Source organism: Pseudomonas fluorescens group sp., from assembly GCF_020093335.1.
Lineage (GTDB): Bacteria > Pseudomonadota > Gammaproteobacteria > Pseudomonadales > Pseudomonadaceae > Aquipseudomonas > Aquipseudomonas petroselini.
In genome coordinates this window covers 65,121-89,299 of the sequence record NZ_JAIOKW010000008.1, presented here as the reverse complement: position 1 = coordinate 89,299, position 24,179 = coordinate 65,121, and the positions used below count along the sequence as shown (strand labels likewise).

Annotated in this window: 22 protein-coding genes and 2 pseudogenes; 12 read left to right on the top strand and 12 right to left on the bottom strand. The window is 60.4% G+C overall.

What is annotated here, in order from left to right:
- Positions 1-323: 323 nt before the first annotated feature.
- The 12 genes and pseudogenes from K7431_RS11600 to K7431_RS11545 form a co-directional block, all read left to right on the top strand.
- Complete coding sequence (locus K7431_RS11600) at positions 324-1,340, top strand: SMP-30/gluconolactonase/LRE family protein (protein ID WP_012723206.1); 1,017 nt, start codon at positions 324-326, stop codon at positions 1,338-1,340.
- A gap of 32 nt (positions 1,341-1,372) precedes the next feature.
- Positions 1,373-2,656: a histidinol dehydrogenase gene (gene hisD, locus K7431_RS11595; protein WP_012723207.1), complete on the top strand. Its 1,284-nt coding sequence runs from the start codon at positions 1,373-1,375 to the stop codon at positions 2,654-2,656.
- Between the two features lie 11 nt (positions 2,657-2,667).
- Positions 2,668-3,420, top strand: a complete 753-nt coding sequence (locus K7431_RS11590; protein ID WP_043205075.1) for an SDR family NAD(P)-dependent oxidoreductase — start codon at positions 2,668-2,670, stop codon at positions 3,418-3,420.
- Positions 3,421-3,508: 88 nt separating this feature from the next.
- Complete coding sequence (locus K7431_RS11585) at positions 3,509-4,489, top strand: fumarylacetoacetate hydrolase family protein (protein ID WP_012723209.1); 981 nt, start codon at positions 3,509-3,511, stop codon at positions 4,487-4,489.
- A 5-nt stretch (positions 4,490-4,494) separates the two neighbouring features.
- Entirely contained in the window at positions 4,495-5,436 is a 942-nt protein-coding gene (locus K7431_RS11580; RefSeq protein WP_012723210.1) for an NAD-dependent epimerase/dehydratase family protein, read from the top strand.
- 56 nt (positions 5,437-5,492) lie between these two features.
- Positions 5,493-6,722 (top strand): MFS transporter, encoded by a 1,230-nt coding sequence (locus K7431_RS11575; protein ID WP_012723211.1) that lies wholly within the window; start codon positions 5,493-5,495, stop codon positions 6,720-6,722.
- 2 nt (positions 6,723-6,724) lie between these two features.
- Positions 6,725-7,513, top strand: coding sequence for an SDR family NAD(P)-dependent oxidoreductase (locus tag K7431_RS11570; protein ID WP_043205078.1), 789 nt, complete (start codon positions 6,725-6,727; stop codon positions 7,511-7,513).
- A gap of 88 nt (positions 7,514-7,601) precedes the next feature.
- Entirely contained in the window at positions 7,602-9,074 is a 1,473-nt protein-coding gene (locus K7431_RS11565) for a carbohydrate porin (RefSeq protein WP_012723213.1), read from the top strand.
- Between the two features lie 17 nt (positions 9,075-9,091).
- Positions 9,092-9,409 carry an SDR family NAD(P)-dependent oxidoreductase gene (locus K7431_RS11560; RefSeq protein WP_052308640.1) on the top strand — a complete coding sequence of 106 codons (318 nt, stop codon included), beginning with the start codon at positions 9,092-9,094 and terminating at the stop codon, positions 9,407-9,409.
- A 29-nt stretch (positions 9,410-9,438) separates the two neighbouring features.
- Positions 9,439-9,798, top strand: coding sequence for an SDR family NAD(P)-dependent oxidoreductase (locus K7431_RS11555; RefSeq protein ID WP_052308642.1), 360 nt, complete (start codon positions 9,439-9,441; stop codon positions 9,796-9,798).
- 100 nt (positions 9,799-9,898) lie between these two features.
- Complete coding sequence (locus K7431_RS11550; RefSeq protein ID WP_043206170.1) at positions 9,899-10,648, top strand: FadR/GntR family transcriptional regulator; 750 nt, start codon at positions 9,899-9,901, stop codon at positions 10,646-10,648.
- Between the two features lie 338 nt (positions 10,649-10,986).
- A pseudogene (locus K7431_RS11545) lies at positions 10,987-12,397 on the top strand (IS1182 family transposase); the annotation flags it as partial.
- A 479-nt stretch (positions 12,398-12,876) separates the two neighbouring features.
- On the opposite strand, the gene K7431_RS11540 reads toward K7431_RS11545, so the two are convergent.
- From K7431_RS11540 to K7431_RS11485, 12 genes and pseudogenes are all read right to left on the bottom strand, one after another.
- Positions 12,877-13,605 (bottom strand): TIGR03747 family integrating conjugative element membrane protein, encoded by a 729-nt coding sequence (locus K7431_RS11540; RefSeq protein ID WP_012723215.1) that lies wholly within the window; start codon positions 13,603-13,605, stop codon positions 12,877-12,879.
- 37 nt (positions 13,606-13,642) lie between these two features.
- Positions 13,643-15,802 carry a type IV conjugative transfer system coupling protein TraD gene (traD, locus tag K7431_RS11535; RefSeq protein ID WP_012723216.1) on the bottom strand — a complete coding sequence of 720 codons (2,160 nt, stop codon included), beginning with the start codon at positions 15,800-15,802 and terminating at the stop codon, positions 13,643-13,645.
- 9 nt (positions 15,803-15,811) lie between these two features.
- Positions 15,812-16,318 carry an integrating conjugative element protein gene (locus K7431_RS11530; RefSeq protein WP_012723217.1) on the bottom strand — a complete coding sequence of 169 codons (507 nt, stop codon included), beginning with the start codon at positions 16,316-16,318 and terminating at the stop codon, positions 15,812-15,814.
- Positions 16,315-16,863, bottom strand: a complete 549-nt coding sequence (locus K7431_RS11525; protein WP_012723218.1) for a hypothetical protein — start codon at positions 16,861-16,863, stop codon at positions 16,315-16,317. The genes K7431_RS11530 and K7431_RS11525 overlap by 4 nt, the downstream gene beginning before the upstream one ends.
- Positions 16,845-17,564: a TIGR03759 family integrating conjugative element protein gene (locus K7431_RS11520; RefSeq protein WP_012723219.1), complete on the bottom strand. Its 720-nt coding sequence runs from the start codon at positions 17,562-17,564 to the stop codon at positions 16,845-16,847. The genes K7431_RS11525 and K7431_RS11520 overlap by 19 nt, the downstream gene beginning before the upstream one ends.
- Before the next feature lie 9 nt (positions 17,565-17,573).
- Entirely contained in the window at positions 17,574-18,245 is a 672-nt protein-coding gene (locus K7431_RS11515) for a hypothetical protein (RefSeq protein ID WP_012723220.1), read from the bottom strand.
- Positions 18,242-18,784, bottom strand: coding sequence for a PFGI-1 class ICE element type IV pilus protein PilL2 (gene pilL2, locus K7431_RS11510; RefSeq protein WP_043205080.1), 543 nt, complete (start codon positions 18,782-18,784; stop codon positions 18,242-18,244). The genes K7431_RS11515 and pilL2 overlap by 4 nt, the downstream gene beginning before the upstream one ends.
- Before the next feature lie 106 nt (positions 18,785-18,890).
- Positions 18,891-19,637 (bottom strand): annotated as a pseudogene (locus K7431_RS11505) (DUF5983 family protein).
- A 52-nt stretch (positions 19,638-19,689) separates the two neighbouring features.
- On the bottom strand, positions 19,690-20,184 hold the full coding sequence (radC, locus tag K7431_RS11500; protein ID WP_012723221.1) for a RadC family protein: 495 nt from the start codon (positions 20,182-20,184) through the stop codon (positions 19,690-19,692).
- Between the two features lie 100 nt (positions 20,185-20,284).
- Positions 20,285-20,542 (bottom strand): hypothetical protein, encoded by a 258-nt coding sequence (locus K7431_RS11495; protein WP_043205083.1) that lies wholly within the window; start codon positions 20,540-20,542, stop codon positions 20,285-20,287.
- 71 nt (positions 20,543-20,613) lie between these two features.
- Positions 20,614-21,198: an STY4534 family ICE replication protein gene (locus K7431_RS11490; protein ID WP_012723223.1), complete on the bottom strand. Its 585-nt coding sequence runs from the start codon at positions 21,196-21,198 to the stop codon at positions 20,614-20,616.
- 911 nt (positions 21,199-22,109) lie between these two features.
- On the bottom strand, positions 22,110-24,077 hold the full coding sequence (locus tag K7431_RS11485; protein ID WP_012723224.1) for a DNA topoisomerase III: 1,968 nt from the start codon (positions 24,075-24,077) through the stop codon (positions 22,110-22,112).
- Positions 24,078-24,179: the final 102 nt, after the last annotated feature.

Sequence of the window (24,179 nt, the reverse complement as noted above, 5' to 3'; positions counted from 1 at the left end):
ATCCAACGTGTTTATGCCTCGTATGTCAATAAACGATTTCACAGATGCCTGACGGGTGCATACCATCAAGTCACACCCGCCATCCAGGTCGAAGAACCTGGTGTCAGCCTGGCACCGATGTCTGGCCTATAACAACAAAAAAACCGGAGCACATCATGCAGCCGTCCCGCCCTCTTCGTGCCAGCGTTTCGCCGCCCATCTACTGCTTGGATTCGTTCGCCCGCCTGGCATCAAGCGGGCGCTAGACGCGCATCGTAACGCCATTCATACCACGGCCCGGGCGCCCATGCGCTGCCGAGCCCGGCATTGCACGAGGCACCACTATGGCAAGCAACCCTCTCAAAGGCTGGCAGGTAGACCGCGCCAGCATCCAGTTCATCGGCCACGACCTGCAGCGCCCCGAGTGCATCGTCGCCCAGCCTGACGGCACGCTGTGGAGCGCGGATGCCCGCGGCGGGGTGATGCGCATCGCTCCGGACGGCAGCCAGCAACTCCTGGCTCCGATCGCCCCAGTCAGCGAACCGGCAGATTTCCAGCAGCGCTACGTGCAGTCCCAGGGGGCCTCGCTGCCCAATGGCCTGGCACTGACCGCCGAAGGCGACTTCATCATCTGCAACTGGGGTCTGGACCGTATCGAGCGACTTGATCGCCAAGGTCACGTCCATGTGCTGCACGACCACCTGGAAGGCAAGGCACTGGGCAAGACCAACTTCCCGCTGATCGATTCCAAGGGCCGCATCTGGTTCACCGTGACGACCACGATGCAACCCTGGACCGACTCGATCAATTCGGCGGTGCTCGACGGCTACATCGGGGTAATCGATGAAAAGGGCATCCGCGTGGTGGCCGAAGGCTTCGGCGGCACCAACGAGATCCGCTTCGATGACAACGAGCAGTTTCTGTACGTGGTCGAGAGCAATGTCCGGCGAATCTCGCGTTTGCGCGTAGGCCCCGACGCCACGTTGGGCGAGCGCGACGTGTATGGCCCTGCGCAGCTCGAAGGCTTCCCCGACGGCTTTGCCTTCGACAGTTTCGGCAACCTCTGGGTGACACTGGTGATGAGCGACAAGCTGATCGCCATCACCCCCGAAGGCGAGGTGCTGACGCTGCTCGACGACGGGGATCCGCAAGCCACCGCGCGCCTCGACCGGCATTTCGCGGACAAGACCCTGACGCCCGAGATCATGCAGGCCGCCCGCGGCACCTTGGCGCCGTGGATGGCCAGCCTCACCTTCGGCGGCCCCGACCTTCGCACCGTCTACTTGGGCAGCCTGCAAGGCACCCGCATTCCCTTCTTCAGAGCACCGGTGGCCGGCCAGCCGCTGATCCACTGGCGCTAGTTTTCCATACCTCGTTGCAACAGGAGTCCCGCATGATCCGTCAACTCAAACAAGGCCGGCCCGCAGAAGCGAAAGCCGAGCTCAATGCCCAGGTGCGTACCACCGTCGAAGAGATCCTCGCTGCCATTGAGCACCGCGGCGAGGCAGCGTTGCGCGAGTATTCCAGCCAGTTCGACAACTGGGCCCCGGATGATTTCCGGCTGACATCCGAACAGATCCAGGCATGCATCGACAGCCTCAGCCCGGAGGCACTGGACGACATCCGTTTCGCCCAGGCGCAGATCCGTCGTTTTGCCCAGATCCAGCTGCATTCGCTGCGCGACGTCGAGGTCGAGACCATGCCCGGCGTGGTGCTGGGGCACCGCAACATCCCGGTTAACTCGGTGGGTTGCTATATCCCGGGCGGCAAGTATCCCCTGTTGGCATCGGCGCACATGAGCGTGCTGACCGCCAAGGTCGCTGGCGTCAAGCGGGTGATCGCCTGCGCACCGCCTTTCGGGGGCAAGCCGTCCAACGAAATCGTTGCTGCCATGGCCCTGGCTGGCGCCGACGAAATCTACGTGATGGGCGGGGTACAGGGCGTAGCTGCCATGGCCTTGGGTACCGAGAAGATTGCGCCGGTGGACATGATCGTTGGTCCGGGTAATGCCTATGTGGCCGAGGCCAAGCGCCAGCTGTTCGGCCGGGTGGGTATCGACCTGTTCGCCGGTCCCACCGAGACCATGGTGATCTGCGATGACAGTGTCGACGCCGAACTGGTGGCTGTGGACCTGCTCGGCCAGGCCGAGCATGGCCCGACCTCGCCGGCCTACTGCTTGACCACCAGCACACGTATCGCCGAAGAGTTGCCGGCGGCCATCGAACAGGTGCTCAGCCGCCTGGACACCGCACCGGTGGCCAGCGTCGCCTGGCGTGACTATGGCGAGATCATCTTGTGTGACAGCGATGAGGAGATGCTCGCCGAGTCCGAGCGCCTATGCTCCGAGCATGTCCAGGTCATGACCCGCGATCCGGACTGGTTCCTCGAGCGCATGACTTGCTATGGCGGGTTGTTCCTGGGCCACCGTACCAATGTGTCCTACGGTGACAAGGTGATCGGCACCAACCACACCCTGCCGACTCAGGGCGCTGGCCGCTATACCGGCGGCCTGTGGGTGGGCAAGTTCATCAAGACCCACACCTACCAGCGCATTCTCACTGATGAGGCGAGCGTGGCCATGGGTGAGGTGTGCTCGCGGTTGTGCGCCCTGGAGCATTTCTCCGGGCACAAGGAGCAGGCTGACATCCGCGTGCGTCGCCTGAAGAAAACCGTGTGAGGGGCCGGGCCATGCAAGCACTCGAAGGCAAGGTGGCGGTGGTCACCGGCGCTACCGGAGGTCTGGGCGAGGCGATTGCCCGCGCCCTGGCCGGCGCCGGCGCCGCACTAGTGCTGGGCTACAACCGCGGACGCGAAGCTGCCGAGCGTTTGGCCCTGGCCTTGCCGGCCTGTGCCGAAGGCCACAGGCCGATGCAGGCCACGGTCACCGACAGCGAGAGTTTGGCCAGCCTGGCCCGGGAGGTGAAGGCGGCCTATGGGCGGTGCGACATCCTGGTCAACTGCGCGGGCACCACGCGCTATGTTGCCCACGCCGACCTGGCCGCGCTGGATGACACGCTGATCGACCAGATCCTGGCGACCAACGTGCGCGGGCCCATCGCTTGCGTACGGGCACTGCAGCCGCTACTGGCGGCAGGCGAGGGCGGCCTGGTGGTCAATATCAGTTCAATTGCCGCGCGCACGGCCATGGGCAGCAACATCGCCTATTGCGCCTCCAAGGCCGCGCTGGACAACCTGACCTGCTCGCTGGCCCGTGCCCTGGCTCCGGCTATCCGTGTGGTCTCGGTAGCACCGGGCCTGGCTGACACCGAGTTTGTCCAGGGCCTGGATGCCGCATGGCGTGACCGCCAGGCGGCGGCCACGCCGCTGGGGCGCCTGGCGTTGCCGGAGGAGGTGGCCAACGCGGTGTTGGCGGTGGCCAGCCAGTTGACCTTCACCACCGGCGCGGTGATCCCCGTCGATGGCGGCCGGTCGTTGAATTAGGAGCGCGCGGCTTTCTGCGCGACAACGCCGGCAACCTGCTCGAACTCATCGAATTACCGGTCCTCTGGGCCGGACAAGGAGCACAACCATGAAACTGGCAACCCTCAGGAACGGTAACCGCGACGGCCAACTGGTCATCGTTTCCCGCGATCTGCGTCGTGCGACCCTGGCCGGCGGCATCGCCGGCACGCTACAAGCGGCCATCGAGCAATGGGATCGCTGCGAGCCCTTGCTTCAGGCAATTTACCAGCGATTGAATGATGGCCTGGAGGCAGACGCCTTCGACTTCGATTCGCGCCTGGCCATGGCGCCGTTGCCTCGGGCCTACCAGTGGGCCGATGCGTCGGCGTTTCTCAACCACGGCAACCTGATGGAGCAGGCCTACAAGTTGGACATCAAGAAAGACCCTGGCGTCCCGATTCTCTACCAGGGCGCAGGTGATGACTTCATGGGCCCTTGCGACGACTATCCGGTGCAGGGCGAGGAGCACCAGATCGACTTCGAAGGGGAGGTTGCAGTGATTCTCGACGATGTCCCCATGGGCGTGCAGCCAGCGGCAGCCGCCGGGCACATCAAGCTGCTGATGTTGCTCAACGACGTCAGCCTGCGAGCCCACCTGTTCAAGGAGGTGAGCATTGGCTTCGGCCCGTTGCGGTCCAAACCGAGCACGGTGTTTGCCCCGGTGGCGGTCACCCCGGATGAACTGGGCCGGGACTGGTGCGACGGCCGCGTGCACCTGGACTTGCATGTGCATTGCAATGGCGAACTGTTCGGCCACCCTAATGGGGCTGAGATGGACTTCAGCTTCCCGGAACTGGTCATGCACTTGGCCCGCACCCGCAAGCTGGGCGCTGGCACGGTATTGGGTTCGGGTACCTTCTCCAACCGTGGCTGGCGCGAGGTAGGTTCGGCGTGCCTGGCGGAACGCAGGGCAGTGGAAATGATTGAGTTCGGCGAGGCGCGCACGCAGTTCTTGCGCTTTGGTGATCGGCTGCGTTTCGAGATCCTGGGGCGTGATGGGCACAGCGTGTTCGGCGCCATCGACCACCGTTTCGTGGCTGCGGAGTGACGCCAATGCATGTCGTGATTACCGGGGCCAACGGTTTTGTCGGCCAGAACCTGGTCAGCCGCCTGCTTGCAGACCCCCGTGCCTTGCCAGGCTGGAGCCGCCTCACGCTGCTGGATCTTGCCTTCGAGCAGCCGCTGCGCGACCCTCGGGTTCGCTGCCTGGAGGGCGACCTGAACGATCCAGCGCTGATCGCCGATACGCTGGATGAGCCGGTGGCAGTACTTTTCCATCTGGGCAGCGTGCCCGGAGGGCTCGCCGAGCGTGAATATGAGCTGGGCCGACGGGTCAACCTTGATGCCACCCTGGCGCTGTTCGAGGCCTTGCGTTCACAGGAACACCCCGCACGCGTGGTTTTTGCCAGCACCATCGCCGTTTATGGCGCGCTGCCGGAGGGCCCCATGGATGAGTCGGCGCCGCTGCTCCCCCAACTGAGCTACGGCACCCAGAAGCTCATTGGTGAATTGTTGCTGGAGGACTTTTCCCGTCGAGGCGAGCTGGATGGCATCGCGTTGCGCCTGCCTGGCATCGTGGCCAGGCCACCCCAGCCGTCCGGACTCCTGTCGGCATTCATGAGCGACCTGTTCTGGAGCCTGCGCGACGGCCAGCCGTTCGTTTGCCCGGTAAGCCCGCAGGGCACCGCCTGGTGGATGTCGGTGGCCTGCTGCGTGGACAACCTCCTGCATGCTGCGCGTCAGCCTGCCGTGTCGCTGGCCGGACACCGCACGATCACCTTGCCCGTGCTGCACCTGAGCGTTGAGGCGGTGGTGGAGGGCCTGTGCCAGAGATATGGCGAGGACCGCCAGCAACTGGTCAGCTATCGCCCCGATCCCGCCCTGGCGCAGGCTTTTGCAAAGTATCCGGCGCTGGCGACCCCTGTGGCCGAGCGCCTTGGCTTTGCACATGACGGGGACCTTGCCGGGCTGATCGCCCGAACCCTCGACGGATAACCCGTAATCCGCGTGCTCGACAAAAAAGAACAATAACAAGAACACTGGAGAACACCATGAACACCTCTGTCACTGCTGGTCGTCCGGTAGCGCGCATTGCGACCTACCTGCTATTGCTCATTAACTGTCTTGCGCCTCTGGCAGCCATTATCGTCGCGCCGAGCCTGCCACAGATGCAGGCCCATTTTGCCCACGTTCCCAATGTCGAGTTCCTGGTCCCTGTGTCATTGGCCATCCCTGGTCTGATGGTGGCCTTGCTTAGCCCGCTGGTGGGTTTTTTCGCTGATCGGGTTGGTCGCAAACGGCTGCTGATCATCGCCATGGTCGGCTATGGCGTCATGGGCGTGCTACCGCTCGTACTGCCTTCGCTGCACGCCATCATTGTCAGCCGGATCCTGCTCGGCTGTATGGAGGCAGGTGTCGTGACGATCAGTACGACACTGATCGGTGACTACTACAACGGGGCGCTGCGCCAACGTTACCTGGCGCTGCAGACTACATTCGCTGCCAGTTCGGCCATTCTGTTCTTCATGATCGGCGGGGCGTTGGGCGAATTCGGCTGGCAGGTGCCCTACGTTGTTTACCTGGTAGCGATAGTCATGGCCGTGTTCGCCTACTTCCTGCTGAGGGAGCCCATGGCCGAGGGCGGTGCCGGCCAGTCCCAGGAAGGCTCTGTACGCTTGCGTCCTTCTCTGCTGGCTGTGATTTGCGCACTCACCCTTGCAGGCGGCGCCGCGTTCATGGTGATGCAGATCCAGCTGGCTTACCTGCTGGGTGATATCGGCCACGGTTCGCCAAGCACCGCGGGCATGATCGCATCGGCGGGAAGCGTCATGATCGTGCTCGGTACCCTGAGCGTGCACCTGCTGCTGCGCCTGAAACTGCGGATCCCGCACTGCCTGGCCGTCGCGTTTGCCTTGATCGGTCTCAGCTTCCTGATGGTGCCCTGGGCGAAAGATGTGCAACTGATGCTGCTGATTGCGTTAATTAATGGCCTGGGTTGCGGCCTGATGCTACCCAGCCTCGCGATTTGGAACATGCGCGAATTGCCGTCACATCGGCGCGGGTTAGGAACCGGCATCTGGTATGGCAGCTACTGCCTGGGCGCTTTCCTGAGCCCGCTGCTGATCGTTGCGGCCACGCCATACACCGGCGGGGTGGCCGCGACCGTGGGACTGGCTGCCTGGATCCTGTTGTCGATGGCCGTGGTCGCGCTGCTCTGCGCCATGCTTAGCCGTCCCCGCTCTGCCTTTCTATCGAACGCTTGCAACATTGAGGAAGCTTGAACATGAGCACCATGAATGGACAGCGCCTGGCTGGCAAGACTGCATTGATCACCGGCATCGGAAATGGCATCGGCCAGGCCTGCGCTTTGTTGTTTGCCCGCCAGGGTGCCAGGGTTCTTGGCTGTGATTGGGACCCTGAGGCGGCGGCCGAAACCTTGGCCCTTGCCCAGGCAGAGGGGCACGAATCCTTTGCCGTGCACTGCTGCGACCTGACTCAGCCACAAGCGGTTGAAGAGTGGGTGAAATGGGCCTGTGCACAGGGTGATGGCGGTTTCGATTGCCTGGTCAATGCGGCGGCGTTCGGCGCCTTCGCCTGGATCGAGGAGATGGACTACGAGAGCCAGTGGCGGCGCACATTGACCGGAGAGCTGGACATCGTCTTCCTCGCCTGCAAGGCGGCCTGGCCAGTGCTCAAGACCAGGGGCGGCGGCTCGGTGATCAATTTCGCCTCGGCCAACGCTCGCATGGCGCTTGAAGGCTCGCCGGCCCTGGCTCACTGCGCCGGTAAGGGCGGGGTACTTGCCATGACCCGGCAACTGGCGATGGAGGGCGGGCCACACCGCATCAGGGTCAATAGCCTGTCACCAGGACTCATCGAAACCGCCGCTACCCGGGCACACATGGCACGGGATCCAGGGCTGCGTCAGACGGCGCTGGGGCGACAATTTTTGCGCCAGCGTCTCGGTCAACCAGACGACGTCGCCTGGGCCGCGGTTTACCTGGCTTCGGATGAAGCCGCCTGGGTCACCGGGGCGGATCTTGCCATAGACGCCGGCGCAACAGCCGGCTGAATCGTCGTTCAGTCTCCCCCCGCGCCGTACTCAGGCGGCGCGGACGGGCAACATCTGTCTTAAAAAAACAACAATAAGGTCAGTCCACATGAACTACGTACATGCAAAGGTCCTTGCTGCATCCCTGCTGCTCACCGCCGCAAGCGGGGGGCAGGCGATCGAGTTGGCGCGAGAGCAGGGAGAGCGGCTGCAACTGCCGTCCAGTATCGACAACAGCCTTCCCAACGAGCGGCAGGGCCCTCGGGTACTGAGCCCCGAGCCTCGCAAGCCTGCCACCCCCGGGCGACCTTTTGAAGAGCAGGGCCGTGGGCTGGCTGATCACGGCATCAGTCCGAAGCTGGACATGACCCAGATCTATCTGCGCAACCCGAGCACTGGCCTGGACACCGGCAATCATGAATCGCTGACGTTGTTTGGCATTGGCGCGGATTTCGACATGCAGAAGCTGGCCGGCATCGACGGCGGCGTGGTCCATTTCCAGCAACTGTATGTTCCCTGGACCTCGAATATCGCCTATGGCGGTCAAGTAGGGGGTGTCACTGTGGGCAAACCCGCTCCCTACATTCCCAAAGTAAGTCACCTGACATTGTTCACCTACGAACAGCGCCTGCTCGAGGATCGTCTGACACTCGAAGCAGGCAAGAGCAATGCTGGCAACTATTTCGCATTGCCCATGTGCAACTTGCCCTTCGGCTGCGTCAGCCCTGCCATCCTGCAGGACACTGCGGGGATCAATCCACCGCCGTATGCCAACTGGGGTCTCCGTGGCGCCTATGACTTCAGCCCGCGGTGGCGCGCTCAGCTCGGCGCCTGGCGCAGTAACAACGCCTACCCCTTCACCAACGGCTGGGAGCGGCGTGAAGGCGACAGCGGCGGCACGCTCAGTACGGCTTACCTCGCCAATCTTGCCTACCGCACCGACTTCTCGATATCGACCTACCCGACATCCTTCGAGCTGATGGGCTTCTACAACAACCGTCGGCAGAAAGATCCTTACTACACCGTCGACGGCACGTCGCGCGCCACCAGCCAGGCAGAAGCCGCGACCCATGATGGCGTCAGGGGCTTCTACCTGGGTGCGAAGCAGACTTTCTGGCGCCTTGACGGTGGGCGAGCAGGGGAACGCAACCCCACGGCCCTGAGCGTTCACGGCAGCCTGTCCCACGTCTTCGAGGACACCACCGAGACCGGCGTGCGCAACCAGGGCGACCTTGGCCTGATCTTGTCGGGACCCTTCCGTAGTCGGCCTTTCGACAGCTACTCCGTCAAGGCCAGTTGGGCGCAGCTCACCGATCGCCAGCAGGGCTTCCTCGAGGAAACCCATGCGGTGAGCAGTGGCGGTGGCGACTATCGGCCAGGGCGGGACGAATACGCCATCAGCCTTGACGCCAACTTCGTACTGAACGACAGCATCGTCCTCAGCCCCTTCGTGACCCGTACGTTTGGCGCCAGCAGCTGGCTCAATCCTCGCACCGGCGAAAACCCGCGAGACGGCTACGCATTCGGTGTGCTGTTGCATGTACAGCTTGATCAATTGCTGGGCCTGAGCGGCCTGAGATAAACAGGAATAACCCTTTGATGTTCCCATCCAACTCTCGAATAGCCGTCGTCAACGGTGTTGCCAGTGGCCTGGGCAAGGTGTTCGCGCTGCTGCTGGCTGCCGCCGGCTTCAACCTGGCGCTGACGGACCCCGAGCCAGCCGACGGCACCGTCGCCGAGATCATCGAACACGGCGGCACGGCTTGGGCGCAATGCTGTGACCTGGTCGATCTGCCGCTGTCTCGGGTTTCGCGTAGGCGGTACTGGCGCGATTCGGGCGCTGCGATGCTGGTCAACAACGCCGCCTTCACCCCATTTTTGCGCAGCCTGGCGGAAACCGACGTGGACACCTGGTAACGTACCTTGGTCAGGCGTTCACCCCCGGCATGGCCGAACGCCGCTGGGGGCGGATCGTCAATATGGCGTCGAGCAATACCGGGCGACCGCAGAAAGGCTTCTTCGCCTACATCGCCAGCAAGTGCGGAGTCATCGGCCTGACCCGGGCACTGGCTGCGGAGCTGGGTGATTGCGGCATCACCGTGAATGCCATCTCCCCTGGCCTGATCCGTCATCGTGGCACTGAAGCCGCTTTGCCGGGTGACCTGTTCATGCGCGAGGCGCAGTTGATAACGCGCACGGGCGTGCCAGAGGACCTCTGCGGGCTGCTGGCCTTCCTGACTTCGGAGAAGTCCGGTTACATTACCGGCCAGGTCTTCAACGTTGATGGTGGTTTTTTGCTCGGTTGATAGCTGCTGTCTCATGCACTCCGGCCCAGTGGCTAGGCTTCCTGCAGGTCTGGCCGCTTGGGGTATCATGGTGGTTGGTTCTGAAGGAGGTATAGTGGGCATTACCGAGCAGCGGATACTGGCACAGCCAAAATGCAAACCGCGAAGCTTGACTCAGCAAGTGGTTATGGTGCTGACCGAGCGCATTCGCAGTGGCCAGCTCAAGCGCGGCGACCAGTTGCCGACCGAATCGCAGCTCATGGCCGAGCAGGGCGTCAGCCGCACTGTGGTACGTGAAGTGATGTCGCGGCTGCAGGCGGCCGGACAGGTTGAGACCCGCCATGGCATCGGTTCCTTTGTCCTGAGTCCGCCATGTACCGATTCATTTCGACTAGACCCTTCCACTATGGTCACCATCCGCGAAGTGCTAGCGATTCTGGAACTGCGTATCGCCTTGGAGATAGAGTCGGCTGGGCTGGCTGCGCAGCGGCGTAGTGATGCGCAGCTGGCTGACATGCGGGCCGCGTTGGATGAGCTCAACGAGGGAGCTGCTCACTCCACCGATAAGGCGTCTGCGGACTATCGTTTCCACCAGTGCATCGCTCAGGCCAGTGGCAATCGGTATTTCACTGATATCATCAACCACCTTGGCACAGGCATCATTCCGCGTACCTGGCTCGATTCCGCGCGCTTGGGACACCACGATCAAGCCAGTTACATGCTTCGTTTGAAGCACGAGCATGAAGCAATTTATGACGCTGTCGCCCGTCGTGACAGTGAAGGAGCGAGAATGGCCATGCGCATGCACTTAAGCCGGAGTAAAGAGCAGTTTGGCCAAGCGCACGAGGAGGAAGAGATACGCCTCCGGTAGCAGCCTGAATTGTGTTGAATGGCCCACGACTCCCTACAAAGCTGAGTCAGGAAAGCAGCGGCAGCTACCGCTTCCAACTCTTACCCGCTTCGTACAAAACCGCCCTCCGTGCGGTTCTTTCTTCTCCAGGTGGAAGTCTCCCAGGCCGCCTCAACCACACAGTCATGCAAGTGTTGCCAGAATTATGCGATGAAGGAGCGATTCGAACTCTCAGCGTCCGCCAGTCTGTAGGTTGCAAATACACGCTGACGCGACGGCTGCTTAGGGCCCAGAGTGTGTAAAAACGCCTCCCAGAACCCTTGCTATGATTTCTGATGATTTCATCGCAGGGATCGCCCATGAAACGCTTTATTCAAGGCGAACACCGAGGTCAAAGCAGCTTGCTTCCCGAAAGCCTCGACTACTATGTCAGCGATACCAACCCGGTGCGTATAGTCGACGTCTTTGTCGACGAACTCGACCAGGGCAAGCTGGGTTTTGAAGGCATCATTCCCGCAGATACAGGGAGGCCCCCGTACCACCCCGCGATCCTGCTGAAGATCTACATATACGGCTACCTCAACCGTATTCAATCAAGCCGGCGCCTGGAGCGAAAAGCCCAGCGCAACATCGAGTTGATGTGGTTGACTGGTCGCTTGATGCCGGACTTCAAAACCATCGCCAATTTCCACAAAAACAATGGCAAGGCAATCCGCGGGATCTGTCGTCAATTTGTGGTGTTGTGCCAGCAACTGGGATTGTTCTCGGAAGCGCTCGTTGCCATCGACGGCAGCAAGTTCAAGGCGGTCAATGATCGGGATCGGAACTTCACCAGTGCCAAACTTCGACGGCGAATGGAGGAAGTTGAGTCCAGTATCAATCGCTATCTGACCGCACTTGATATCGCAGACCGTCAGGAGCCTTCCGTTGCCTAGGCCAAAGCCGAATGCCTCCATGACAAGATCGCGGCCTTGAAAGCCAAGATGCAGGAGCTCAAGCAAATCGAGGTACAGCTAAACGAAGCGCCGGATAAACAGATCTCGCTAACCGATCCTGATGCTCGCTCGATGAAGACGCGCGGAACAGGAATGGTCGGCTACAAACGTCCAGACTGCAGCTGATGCGAAGCACCACCTGATGGTGGCGCACGAGGTAACGAATGATGGCGTGGATCAAAACCAGCTGAGTTCGATGGCCAAGCATGCACGAGCGGCCATGGGTGTCGAAGAACTGTCGGCAGTCGCAGACAGAGGGTATTTCAAAGGCGAAGAAATCCTGGCGTGCCATGAAGCTGGAATTACTGTTTTCGTGCCCGAGACGCTGACCTCGGGAACGACAGCGGCTGGCCGCTTCGGCAAAGATGATTTCATCTATGACGCATCAACGAACGAGTATCGATGCCCTGCTGGGCAAAGCTTGATTGAGAAAGGGCTGAAGCTGCATTGTTACTGGAGTTCGCACTGTCAGAGTTGAGCACAAAAGTAGCGCTGCACGCCAGCTCTGAGCGGCAAGTTAGTCGCTGGGAGCTTGAGTCGATACTTGAGATGATGCAGAGTCGCCTTGATCAAGCACCAGAAATGATGCGGATCCGCCGCCAAACGGTTCAACATCCCTTCGGCACACTGAAGTCCTGGATGGGGGCCACGCACTTCCTCACCAACAACCCTTGCCCGGGTGAGCACCGAGATGAGCCTGCATGTACTCGCCTATAACCTCAAATGCGTGCTACGGCTGTTGGGCAGTGAAGCCTTGATGGCGGCGATGAAGGCCTGCGGCCTTTTTAACATTGCAATAACCGCATCTAACGGGCCCCGCTCGGCAAGTGCCAATCAATACCAGCAACACTGATTTGGCTTGGTCGAGGCCTCTAGAGACATCCTGCGCAGCGAAAAAAAACACCGATTACCCAACTCTCTGCACCCATAGCGTTTCTACACACTCTGGGCCGTTCTCTGCCGGTTATCGCCACGAAGCGAGGTGGTCAAATCTGATGCAAATGGCTAGTCGGGTCGAATGCAAACGGGTGGGCAAGACTATGTAACTACTCATACCCCTAACTGGAAGCATTGGGCCAGGGGGCCGAGAATAGAACTGTGGATCGGAAAAAAAGTGCTGTTATCAGGAGCAAGGCCCTGCCAGCTGTAAGGGATGTCCACTAACGCGGAACTGACGGCTACTTACGCCCGCGAGCATGGGCATCTCATTAGCTCCGGTGCTGAACATTCCAACAGAGAGTATTCGTGTCGCACTCAGAGATATTTTTTGAACGTCGCCGTCGTGATGGCCATGGCCACCCCGAGCATCACGGCGCACGGCAGAAATACCGCCATGGGATTGAGCGAAAAGGGCAGCGACAGATAAAGGATCCAGGGTACGCTCAGCAGTGGCATGACCGCTCGCTTGGCCCGGTGATAAACAAAGCTGCTTTCTCGTCCCGCACCGAATTTGCGCAGGTCGCGGCGCATCAGACCGTCAATGAAACCGGTGAACATGGCCAGCAGAAACAAGGGGGTCGCCAGGGCCAGAATGCTCAGACGCACCACGAAGGTGAAGCTGACATACACCGCCGCCAGGACAAAATCCTCAATGCTCACATACAGCTGATTAATCCCTCCCCACGAACCGTTGTCCTGGCTCGACATCCGCGCCTGCTGGGCGAAATCCGCAAAACCGGTGTTGACCAACAACCATTGATGGAGGAAGTCCAGCCACTGGACAACCGTCTGTCCAGGTCTCTGGAGGATCAGTGAGGATTTGAAGTGCTCACTGAGCCAGCCCAGTTCACTGCTCAGCATCGCCTGACTGTGTCGCCAGCCTTGATCGCCCCAGAACAGCAGCAGACCGACGAACTCGACCAGGATTGAGAACAGCAACGAGGCGATCAGCAAACCGATAATGCGCAAGACCAGGCTAATCGCCGAGACGATCAGCCCAGGGCGCTGGATGGGTTGCGGTGGAGGGCGCTGAGCTGAAGTCATCCTCCTTGACTCCGCGAGGCGCGCTGGGCCGACATCGTCATGGGACCTCCTGAGTAGGCCCACTCGTGTCCACCGCTACAGAGGGGCGGGCTGGCGTGACTCGGTCCGGATCGAAGTCGAGCGTGGGACCGCCCCCGCTGGCACTCCACCAGTGTCCCGCCTGCTCGTTGTAGCTGGCGCGCATCCGCTGAGTCAGCTCCTGCAGATTCTTGGGCATGGCATCGTCCGGCGAAGGCTTGGGCAGTGGCATGCGGACTTTCCAGAGCTGCCCTCCCACCTGGAAGGAGAACATCTGCCCTTTGGGCAAACTGACGATGTGAGCCGGCTCGATCAGGGGCACGCTGGTGCTGCTGACCCGGTCTTGGGAGGACGAGGTGAAGTCCGTGTTGGCCTCGGGGTCGGAGGTGTCTGTGGCACCCGAGACCAAGGTTTTGGTCAGCACGTTGATCTTAGGCAACTGTTGGGTGAGCAGCTCCGCAGTGGCGGTTTCGCGCACTCGGAGCATCTGCAGGGTGTTGAAATTACCGATGACCTGGCCGGCTTTCGCGCGGTTGCCGATGCGCGCCTCGATATCGCTGAGGGTCTGGGTGTACGCCGTCACCTGGATGCCCGCTCCGCCGCCCTTGTTGATCAGCGGAATGAATTCATCACCCATCAACTCGTTGAACTCATCGGCATGCAGGTTAATCGGTAGCTTGTCGGCGCTGCTGCCTGCGGAAGGCAAGCCATGGTCGATGCCATGCTTGTAGATGTGCCCAGCCACCGAGACCAGATCGGCGAACATGGAGTTGCCTACGGCGGCAGCCACTTCCGCGTCGGTCAGCGCATCCAGACCGACATAGACGATGCCGCGTTTGCGGATGATCTGCATCCAGTCGAAGATTGGCCGTGGATCCTCCAGATCAGTGTAATTGGGGGCCAGCAACTGCGCGGTCTTGCCGGTGGTGAGTTTTTCCAGCAGCGGCAGCAGCGAGGCGACGATTTTGTCGAAGTAGGTGCGGTCATAGCGCACTGCCGATCGCAGCCCGTCCAGCACCGGATCAAAGACTCGTTTCACTGCCAGGTATTGTTCGATGGCCACCACGCGCTTTTCGCGGCCGACCATATGCCGGGGAATGTTCTTCTCGGTGAGCTTACCTTCAAGCTGGACGATCACTTCCCAGGCCTTCGGATCGGTCTTGGCGAAAAACTGCTGGGCGTATTCGATGAACAGTGCGTCGATGTTGACCACATGTCGCTGGATCTGCAGGTAGTCCGGGCGTCGGCCCAGCTCGATCAGTGCGCGGGCGATGATGTTGACGAAACGCCAGGCGAACTCACGAAAGGCTGCGGAGTTGCCTTCACCACTGAGCTGCCCAGCAATGCGCGACGCCACTTCCGAGATGCGCCCGAAACGTCCCACGGCGTTGTAGCGCGCGGAGATCTCCGGCCAGCCTAGATGAAACACATAAAACTCCTTCTCCCGACCGGCGCGTTTGGCTTCGACGTACATGCGCTTGAGCAGGTCGGCATCGCCTTTCGGGTCGAAGACAATCACTACCTCGTGTTCGACTCGGTGTATGTCCTGGGTGATGTACACCTCAGCCAGCCGCGTCTTGCCGACGCGGGTAGTGCCCAGCACCAGGGTGTGTCCGACCCGTTCACCCAGCGGCAGACTGACTTCCGTTTCGTCGGGCTCGACCCCATGTAGCAGCGACGAGCCGCCTACCGGGGGCAAAGGGCGCACCCGATTGAAGGCGTTGTCCCAGGCCGTGACACGCGCCAGGGTCGAGAGCGGAAATGGCGCATGTTCCAGGCGCCGTTCGAGTTCACGGGCCAGACGATAGCAGGTCGGTTGGTCGACATAATGAGCAACCGCCGGATCCTGGGCCTCCGCCAAGCGCTGGGTGTGCAGGCGTGTCCAGCGAAAGCCGCGGCCCATGAACAAACGCTTACGACTGACCGGAATCTGTCGGCTGGTCAGTTCGTAGCGAGGCAGCCGGCGGATATTGCGCCGATAGCGCAGCACCTCCCAGGCTTGTTGCAGCCGGATCAGGCCGAACAGGGCATAGGCCAGCGCTGCAACCACACCGATCTCGGGTGACAGGGCCACAGCCCAGGGCGAGTACACGCACAACACTCCGGCAGCGACGCAGATCGCTACCGTGTACAGCTCCACTGCCGGCCGGAGCTTGGACTCCATCGCATGCTCGGCCATGACCTGGACTCACTGTTCCAGTGAGGTGGCAGTGATCAAGACGGGGTAGTGCTCAATCTGCAGGCGAATGGCAATGTCGTTGCCGTTGACCGGCAGGATGGTGATGCCCGGAGCGGCTGCGCGAATTCGGGCCAGGGCTTCAGTGTCGGCCACTTCGACGGCGAGGCCAGCCGCGCCCATTTCCTGCAGTTCCGTCGCACGTTGATGCAACCAAGCCAGTGATTGGGGATCGTCACCGACCAGGAAAAATGGCCGCAAACCCGGCATGTCCAGCGTGCGAGACGTGATATGGCCGGGGCTCAAGTGAGAGCTGCGGATCGGCAGTATCCAGGCTTCATCGGCAAACGCGGACAGGTCCGCATGCATAGCCCGATCAGGCTGGGCCCCGTTGCTTATTGACGGCCTGGCAGCTGGTCGGGTGTAGTCGCTAGGCTGATCCCCGGCTATGGTCAATTCCGGTTGGGCGAAGGGTGCCAAGAGCAAGGTGAAATAACAGGCGATTGGGATTCGCTTCATGGTGGTGTGCCCTGTTTGAAGGAAACCAGCAACCGTTCGAATTGCCGGGTAAATTCGGCGCGGTAACGCGCGGCAGGTATACCTCCCGCTGGGCGGTGATAGCGCCCGGCAGCCAATACCCAATCACCGGTGGCGGCGTGATGCTCCTGCAACAGCGCGGCGGTCACCGCGAGATTTCGGTAGGGGTCGAGGGCTTCACAAGGGCTGGAAAAACGTTGCCCGTGATAACCCAGGTTGGTTTGCCCGAGTCCGGCATCGACCCGCTTGGCGTTTTGTCGGGCTAGCGCCTGAAGCAAGGCGTGACAGGCGGCTTGGCGAGTGGCGAAGCGGTAAGGGGTACCGGCAATATTCAGCGTCCACGGCCAGGGCAGCAGCCGACCTCGGACGCGAATGCCACTCTCCTGCAGGGCAATCGCAAACAGCACCGTAGAAGGGATGTCGGCGTCATGCGCCGCCAATTGGTAGGCAGGCGGCGGGAGTTCATCCGCCTGGACGGCAAGCATCGTCAGCAGGAGCGCAATACCACTCAATCGAGGCGTTGCCATTGTCCATTCACCTGTTGAAATGTGGCAGGCAATGACCCCAAGGCACCCAGGCTGAGCCAGCGACCACGGTCATGGTTTAGGGTGATCTGCCGGCGTTGAACCTTGGCCGGATCGATGTCGGCTTGCCGAGCCCAGCTACGGACGCGTTCATCCTCGCCTTGGCTGCCGACCAGGTAGATATCGAACGCCGTATCACTGCTTTGCAGGCGTTGCGCTTCGGCGGTGCATGCTGGGCAGTGGTCCTCGACAAACAGGGCCTGGCGCGGCGCGGCCGATGAGCTGGCAGGGGGCGGGGATGCCATGCCCTGGATCGGCAGCAGCCCGGGAAACAGCTTGGCCCAGGCCGTGGTGTAAGCGTTTTGATAGGCTAACTCGCGCTCGGCGCGTTTGGCTTCCAGCGCTACCTGTAATTCGGCATAGCGCTGGCGTTCTTGGTCGGTCTCGGCCTCGACTCCGAGTGCGGTCAACGGATCGAGGTTCGGGCTCCAGAAACCGCGTGGGCCGGCTTGGATCTGTTCGAAGCGCGTCCACTCCTGCTCCGTCAGACCCCAGCTCGCCGCCTGTTCAGAGTCAGAGCGCCCCAGCGGAGCAGACTGCGTGTCCTGGGTCCGTGACTGTGTCGTGACGGGGTTGCCCATCGCAGCGCCCGTGGCCAGTAGCGAAACGAGACAGACGACGGCGGGGAGTAGCGCTCTGTTCATGATCGCTTCTCAAGGGAGGTGCACGGTCTGGTCTGGCTGAGCGACCACTGCGAAGATGGCTGAGTTCGGCTCCAGTATTTTCAGGCGCCAAGCCCCTTGCTGCTCGCCGCTATGCAGCAGCCGAACATCCCTGAGCGAGCGGCTGTCATGAGGTGCGACCGCCAGAAAACGCTCACCCCCGCGGGACTCGACACTCAACACTGAAAACGGCGGCGAGAGCGAGATGGGTTTGGGGTGAGCGGTCTGTTTCGGCTTGGCCGTGGAAGACGTCGATGGTGGAGTTGATGGCTGGGTCTTGAGCTCCAGGAGCTGTTGCTCGACTTGCTCAAGGCGTGCGCGTAGCGCGGTCATGTCCGCTGCGGTGGCGCGGGCTGTCAGACCGTCGCGCAGTTCCTGTATTTCTTGCGCCCATTGATCCAGCATGGGATCGAGGGTATTGGCCTGTTGCTCACCGGTATCGACCATCTGCTTCAGGTCTTTCAGCGCGTACTGCAGTTTTTCCTGTGTATCCTTGAGGGCGTTTGAATCACGTTGCAGGGTGTCCAGGGTTTGTTGGGATTGGGTGTTCGTGCTCTGTAGCTCGGCCAGGTGTTGATATTGGTTATACAAACCACCGCTCAGACCGGCGACCGCGAGGCAAAGCAGCCCAATGATGAGGGTTTGAAACGTCGAGGCTTTCATGGGCGTGCCTCCGGCTGACGGGGCGAGGCCGGGCTGATCAGCGCGACACCGGCATCCGTTTTCTGCTGTTCGAAGCAGACGGAACGGCTGACTTCATCGGTCGTGAGTTGCCAGGCGGGGCCAGCCAGCACTTGTAGCGCGTTGCGCAACGGGATTGGGCCAAGCCGGTAATGAGCTGCGGGCAGAGGCCGGGTAAACAGCACCTTCACCGACGCGGAAACTGGACAGAGCGAATAGCCCGAGCGCTGCAATACGTACTGCAATGCATCCTGCACTAAAGGGCTCAGGCTGGACGGGATGTTCACGTCAATGATTTGGGCCAGAAGATCGCGTTGTTCCGCGGTGGGCTCGGTGCTGACCAGTGTGTAGCGGCCATAACGAAGTTCTGCCGGATGGCTTTCTTCGGCTGTGCCCCTCGAGTGCTGGGCCCGATTGGAGCCACCGTCGATTTCTGGATGGGTCGGCAATGTATTGGGGATTTGCGCGGTGCAGGCGCTCAGCAAACCCAGCAGGCAGACAGGCGTGAAAAAACGCTCCATGGAAAAAACCTCATGTCAGATTCAGTGCAGAACCTGACATGAGGTGAAGGAGCGATTCAGTGAGAAAGTCGATTCAAGGCGGGTCGTGTTAAAACTGAACGCATTGTTACTCATCAAAAACGGCGAGCCCATCCAAGACGGCAGCGTCGGGGTCGAAGATCAACAATCGCACATCCGCCAATGCCGCCAGATACAGTACGTTGACCAAAGTTTCCGGCGTGCCGGCGTCGAGCTGCTCTTGTCTCAGGGTTGAATAAGGTTGGCTCTCAATGTTCAGCAGGTTGTCGTCCGTCCATGGCGTGCCGATCAGTTTGCATCCGATACCGCAGCAATCCGGCAACGCGAACAGTTCGAACAAGAGGCCAGTTTGCCTCGGAACGAAGTGACTGACCCATTCTTCCAGATAAAGCATCGCTTCTTCGGGAAGGTGTGCGGTACTGATCTCCCAGGCTCGACTGTAGTGCCCCGTTTCGAAGCTCAAGCGATGGAACACGGCTTGGGCTTCTTCCAGGGAGTACAGGTCGCCGACGTGATGCCGCTCGTTGAGCACTTCTCCCATCACGGCGTAGATCACTTGGCGCACCAGCCCGGAGGACTGACAGCGTTCATCCAACTCAACCGGAATGGATTGGCCTTCGCTGATCAAGGCGAAATCGTCATTGAACAGACAGGGGAACAGCTGCAGCTCATCGTCGGGCAGATGGGCTTGTTAGTCGTGTACGGGTCGAAAGCAGGGAGGGCAGTCGTCTTCGTAGGTGATCTGCAGCAGCCGTTCGATATGAAGGTTGTCGTAGCCGCGAGCAAATGGGTTTGAAGCTGCCAGCAGGGTTGGGGCTTGGGGTGTGGGGGGCATGAGAGTTCTCCTGGATGAAAATGAACAAGGCGCCCGAAGGCGCCTGTGAGGGTTAAAGCCAGCCATATTCGGCAAGGGAGAGAGGACGACCTTCACCCACGATGAAGTGATCCATTACGCGCACTTCGATCAAGGCCAAGGCCTCCTTCAGCCGTGCGGTCAAGACGCGATCCGCCTGGCTGGGTTCCGTACAACCAGAGGGGTGGTTGTGCACAAAGATGGCGGCCGCTGCGTTATGTGCGAGGGAGCGCTTAACGACTTGGCGGGGGTAAACGCTGGCACCATCAATGCTGCCGTGAAAGAGGACTTCGAACGCCAGCACGCGGTGCTGGGCATCGAGAAAAATCACACCGAAGACTTCATGCTCTTGTTGCACAAGATGCAGTTTTAGGTATGAGGCCACGGCACCAGGTGACGTCAGGTTAGGGCCGCGGGCGAACAGCCGACGATCTAGAATATGCAGTGCCTTGTCGATCACCTGGTTTTCTTGGCTGATTCGATCAGTCTCGAAATCCGAGGTTTCAATTAGTGTGAATTGGGTGTTCATGGTGGTACCTCCGAAGGGAACAATCAGGGGTACACGCCCGAGGGGAGTGGCGTCCCCTAGATGGAAATAGAGTCGCGGGCATTAGCCGATGACGCGCTGTTTACAGCCGGGTGAATCGGTGACGTTGACCGTGTAGGGGTGAGCCACAACCGTCGCAGGGCAATGGGGAAAAGGCTTTTGTTCCCCAGCCGGTTTCGGGATCGAAGTCGGCACTGATGGGTATTAAGCGAACCAGTCCACGATGGATACCGGCGATGCGTTTCTCGATTTCATCCGTCGTGTAGTAGAGCGATAACGTGCTGTAGTCCTCGTACGCCACAGCGAACAGGCAGTCGTCGCAAAGCCAGAAGGATTCCATGTCGGTTCTCCTGTGCGGATTGAAGAAAAGGCGCTCGGGGGAGCGCCTTGATGAGGAACATCGTGGACTGTTCAGGCGGACTGAACGGTACGGGTGGCATCACGGCGGGCCGCCGTGCGGGGAGTGGGAGGAGAGTCAGGCTCGACCTGAGTCTCTGTTGGGTTGTCGATCTCCTCAGCTTCGGCGTCAGCCGATGGTGGGGATGGTTCACTGGTGGGTGCTTGCTCAGCAGGTGCTGTTGCTTCCTGCCTGGCGGGCGCTTTGTACTCGAACGTGCCGTTGACCTTGATCCAGTCAATGAACAGCAAGCGACCTTTCAGGCTGGCGCCTGGTTGACCTTGTTTATCGCCTTTCTCGTAGAGAAACGGATCGATCCACAGGTCGCCAATACGGAACGACAGCAAGACTTTTTTCTCGGCCTTGACGGCGTCCATATAAAGACGAATCAAGCGTTCAGCTTCACCCCCCGCGACTTTGCAGTCGAAGCGGGTGTACTCGACCGCATCGGTGGCGCCGTGCAGGGCTGCGATATCGCAGGCCATGAATGGCTGGCCGCGGCGGACTTGGACTTCTCGAACACGGTTGAGGTAACCGATACCGACGGTGTGCAGGTTGAAGTAAGTGGTCGCTTCTTGGGATTGGTTGGCGTGGGCCATGGTGGTTCTCCTGTTTCAAGGGGAACGGCGACGCACAGGCCCTGACGGGGAAGTGAGCCCCCGTCAGGGTGGGTAAGGTGAAGGCGAGCGATGAAGGACTTGGCACCGGCAAGCCGATGACGAGCAGAACTTTGCGTCTGGGGGAATAGCGATGCAGCAGAGGAACGTCTGCGGTAGTGGTCCGCAATCCTGGGGTAGTGGGCATTCATCACCGCTGAAGCGGTAACCGTGCGAGCTTCCGAACGCTGATCACACTTGGGTAAACCACCACGAACGTGGCGTAGCCTTGAAGGTTCTGGCTACCTGGGCTGGGCTGTCAACGACAGCGAACCACGCCCTTTGTATAAGCCCGTTACAGGGGAGCGTCAAGACGCTGCAACCCAGTTTTTTATCGCCGGAACTCAGTGGCAGTCACTGGAATGAAGAAAATGAAGAGTGAGCCTGACGGGTCGCCAGGCGAGGAAGAGAAAAGCCACCTTTGACGGTCTTGTGCAGTCGACAAGCTCCTCGCAAAGCTTGGTTTAACTGCATCATGATTCGCCAACCGACCCTTGTCGTGGCCTGGGTCGGAACATGCTGGCACGCATCCGCGCACAAAGGGTGCCCAGTGTTTCCCCGGTGGGCTCCGGGGCTGAATACTATCGCCGAGGCGGATGACCGCTATTGCCTGGCAGAGGCAACAGTGGTCATCCGCCACCACGATCAGGTCGAGCACAAAACGGGAATGTAATTCCGCAGAAGAGAAGGCTCCGAACTCTAAGAGTTCGACCGAGCTACCCGGAGCGAATCGGTCTTGGGTCGCCGTTGGCGATGATCCTGAGGCACTACAGCAGAGAGGGTGGGATGACGTCAAGGCAGAGTGCGTTGCCTTAAAGGTCGCCCCAATATTCAAGTTGATCTTCAATGGTGAGTCATGGGCGCCGTATATCTTTGCTGATCGGCACAGTGCCCTTGCAGTCGGGGTAGTGGGAGCACGACCAGAACGCCCCTGATTTTCCCGTACGTCTGAGCATAGAGGCGTTGCAAATGGGGCAAGCCGGTCCGGTTTCGACCGGTAACGCCAAGGTGAGCGCTCGGCAGTGTTCGACCAATTGCGCAATCCAACTCGCCTGCTTGGCGACGAATGCATCCAGGCTCAGACGTCCCGCTTCGATTTCGTCCAGAGCCTGCTCCCAAATCGCGGTCATGCCCGGATCTGCGATGGCCGCGGGTACCGCCTCAATCAGGGTATGGGCCGCGGCGGAGGCCATTAAGGCGCGTTTTTTCTTCAGCAAATAACCGCGATCGATCAAGCCCTTGATGATGCCGGCACGCGTGGCTTCGGTGCCGATGCCGGTGGTGTCCCGAAGCTTCTGTTTCAGACGCGGGTCGTTGACCAGCTTGGCCACGTTTTTCATCGCCTTGATCAGATCGCCCTCGGTCAGCGGTTTGGGAGCTGTGGTGCGCATAGACTTGAGTTCGACGTCGTTTACTGCGCACTGCGTACCCTGTTGCAAGACGGGTAAGACTTGGAATTTTTGACTGGGCTCATCGTCCTCGGTGTTGTCGTAGAGCAAGCCTTTCCAGCTTTGGACCAGGATCTGTTTGCCAACCGCGGTCAATCGTTCTTTGCCACACTCCAGTTCGACCTGGGTTCGATCAAATTCATGGTGCGGCAGAAATTGCGCGAGGTAGTGGTTACGAATCTGTTCGTAGACTTGGCGTTCTTGCTCGGACATCCGCGCCAGGTTTGCCGGCTCGGTGGTGGGGATGATGCCGTGGTGCGCGGTGGCTTTGGCATCGTTCCAGGCGCGGGAACGTAATGACCGATCAAGTTTTTCAAATGCGGGCTGTAGTGCGGAATCCGTTTTGAGCAGGGCATCGAATACCGTGGGTACCTCGTCGAACATACTCGCTGGCAAATAGCGGCAATCGCTGCGCGGGTAGGTGGTGGCTTTGTGGGTTTCATACAGGGCTTGGGCGATGTTCAGGGTTTCCTGGACCCCTAGCCCCAATTTGCGCGAGCAGACTTCTTGCAGTGTGCTCAGGTCGAAGGGCAGAGGCGGCGGTTCTCGGAAATGCTCAGTCTGCAACGAGAGTACTGTGGCGGTCTTACCGTCAGTGATTGTTTGGCCAGCATGACGGGCAAGCGCCTGCTGCAGGCAACGACAGGCCTCATCTCGTCCTGAACTGGGTGGTAACCACGACGCGATGAATGATTGCCCCATGAAGGACAGGTGCACCTCCACGTCCCAGTAGGGCACCGAGACGAAGCTGGCAATCGCACGATCCCGATCGACCACCAGACGTAAGGTGGGTGTCTGGACGCGTCCCACTGACAGCACACCGTCGTAGCCCGCTCGTCGACCGAGCAGGGTAAACAAACGACTGAGGTTCATGCCGATCAGCCAGTCGGCCCGGCTGCGGGCGAGGGCTGAGTGGTAGAGCGGGAAGGTCTCCTGACCAGACTTCAGCGAGGACAGCGCTTTGAGAATCGACACCTCGTTGAGTGCGGACAACCAGAGGCGCTCAACGGGACCTCGATAGTTGCAAAGTTCCAGTAACTCGCGGGCAATCATCTCACCTTCGCGATCGGCGTCGGTCGCGATGACGACAGCAGAGGCTTCACTGAGCAGGCGCTTGATGACTTTGAACTGTGCCGCAGTTTTGTGTTTGACCTCGACCTTCCACTGCGCGGGAATGATCGGTAGATGATCCAACGACCAGTTCTTGTACTGAATGCCATAGGCTTCAGGCGGTGCTGTCTCCAGTAGGTGGCCGATACACCAGGTGACGGTTGTCTCTGTGCCGATCAGGCAACCATCACCACGCCGAGTGGCCCCGAGTACCGTGGCGATGTCCCGACCCTGGGAAGGTTTTTCGCAGAGGAAGAGGCGCATAGAACTGCTCCTGATTGAGTTCGGAGCAGCGTTGTTGGAAACAGCAGTGGCGAGATATGAGAAACCTGAATGGCAGGTCCCTCATATTAGTCGGTGAGGGCA

Excerpts from the sequence above, each read along its gene's own strand:
- traD (WP_012723216.1), bottom strand. The coding sequence starts at position 15,802 with ATGGCCGAGCATGCGATGGAGTCCAAGCTCCGGCCGGCAGTGGAGCTG.
- radC (WP_012723221.1), bottom strand. The coding sequence starts at position 20,184 with ATGAACACCCAATTCACACTAATTGAAACCTCGGATTTCGAGACTGAT.
- pilL2 (WP_043205080.1), bottom strand. The coding sequence starts at position 18,784 with ATGGAGCGTTTTTTCACGCCTGTCTGCCTGCTGGGTTTGCTGAGCGCC.
- K7431_RS11600 (WP_012723206.1), top strand. The coding sequence starts at position 324 with ATGGCAAGCAACCCTCTCAAAGGCTGGCAGGTAGACCGCGCCAGCATC.
- K7431_RS11495 (WP_043205083.1), bottom strand. The coding sequence starts at position 20,542 with ATGGAATCCTTCTGGCTTTGCGACGACTGCCTGTTCGCTGTGGCGTAC.
- K7431_RS11515 (WP_012723220.1), bottom strand. The coding sequence starts at position 18,245 with ATGAAAGCCTCGACGTTTCAAACCCTCATCATTGGGCTGCTTTGCCTC.
- K7431_RS11530 (WP_012723217.1), bottom strand. The coding sequence starts at position 16,318 with ATGAAGCGAATCCCAATCGCCTGTTATTTCACCTTGCTCTTGGCACCC.
- K7431_RS11590 (WP_043205075.1), top strand. The coding sequence starts at position 2,668 with ATGCAAGCACTCGAAGGCAAGGTGGCGGTGGTCACCGGCGCTACCGGA.
- K7431_RS11520 (WP_012723219.1), bottom strand. The coding sequence starts at position 17,564 with ATGAACAGAGCGCTACTCCCCGCCGTCGTCTGTCTCGTTTCGCTACTG.
- K7431_RS11565 (WP_012723213.1), top strand. The coding sequence starts at position 7,602 with ATGAACTACGTACATGCAAAGGTCCTTGCTGCATCCCTGCTGCTCACC.
- K7431_RS11575 (WP_012723211.1), top strand. The coding sequence starts at position 5,493 with ATGAACACCTCTGTCACTGCTGGTCGTCCGGTAGCGCGCATTGCGACC.
- K7431_RS11525 (WP_012723218.1), bottom strand. The coding sequence starts at position 16,863 with ATGGCAACGCCTCGATTGAGTGGTATTGCGCTCCTGCTGACGATGCTT.
- K7431_RS11585 (WP_012723209.1), top strand. The coding sequence starts at position 3,509 with ATGAAACTGGCAACCCTCAGGAACGGTAACCGCGACGGCCAACTGGTC.
- K7431_RS11560 (WP_052308640.1), top strand. The coding sequence starts at position 9,092 with ATGTTCCCATCCAACTCTCGAATAGCCGTCGTCAACGGTGTTGCCAGT.
- K7431_RS11555 (WP_052308642.1), top strand. The coding sequence starts at position 9,439 with ATGGCCGAACGCCGCTGGGGGCGGATCGTCAATATGGCGTCGAGCAAT.
- K7431_RS11570 (WP_043205078.1), top strand. The coding sequence starts at position 6,725 with ATGAGCACCATGAATGGACAGCGCCTGGCTGGCAAGACTGCATTGATC.
- hisD (WP_012723207.1), top strand. The coding sequence starts at position 1,373 with ATGATCCGTCAACTCAAACAAGGCCGGCCCGCAGAAGCGAAAGCCGAG.
- K7431_RS11490 (WP_012723223.1), bottom strand. The coding sequence starts at position 21,198 with ATGGCCCACGCCAACCAATCCCAAGAAGCGACCACTTACTTCAACCTG.
- K7431_RS11485 (WP_012723224.1), bottom strand. The coding sequence starts at position 24,077 with ATGCGCCTCTTCCTCTGCGAAAAACCTTCCCAGGGTCGGGACATCGCC.
- K7431_RS11540 (WP_012723215.1), bottom strand. The coding sequence starts at position 13,605 with ATGACTTCAGCTCAGCGCCCTCCACCGCAACCCATCCAGCGCCCTGGG.
- K7431_RS11580 (WP_012723210.1), top strand. The coding sequence starts at position 4,495 with ATGCATGTCGTGATTACCGGGGCCAACGGTTTTGTCGGCCAGAACCTG.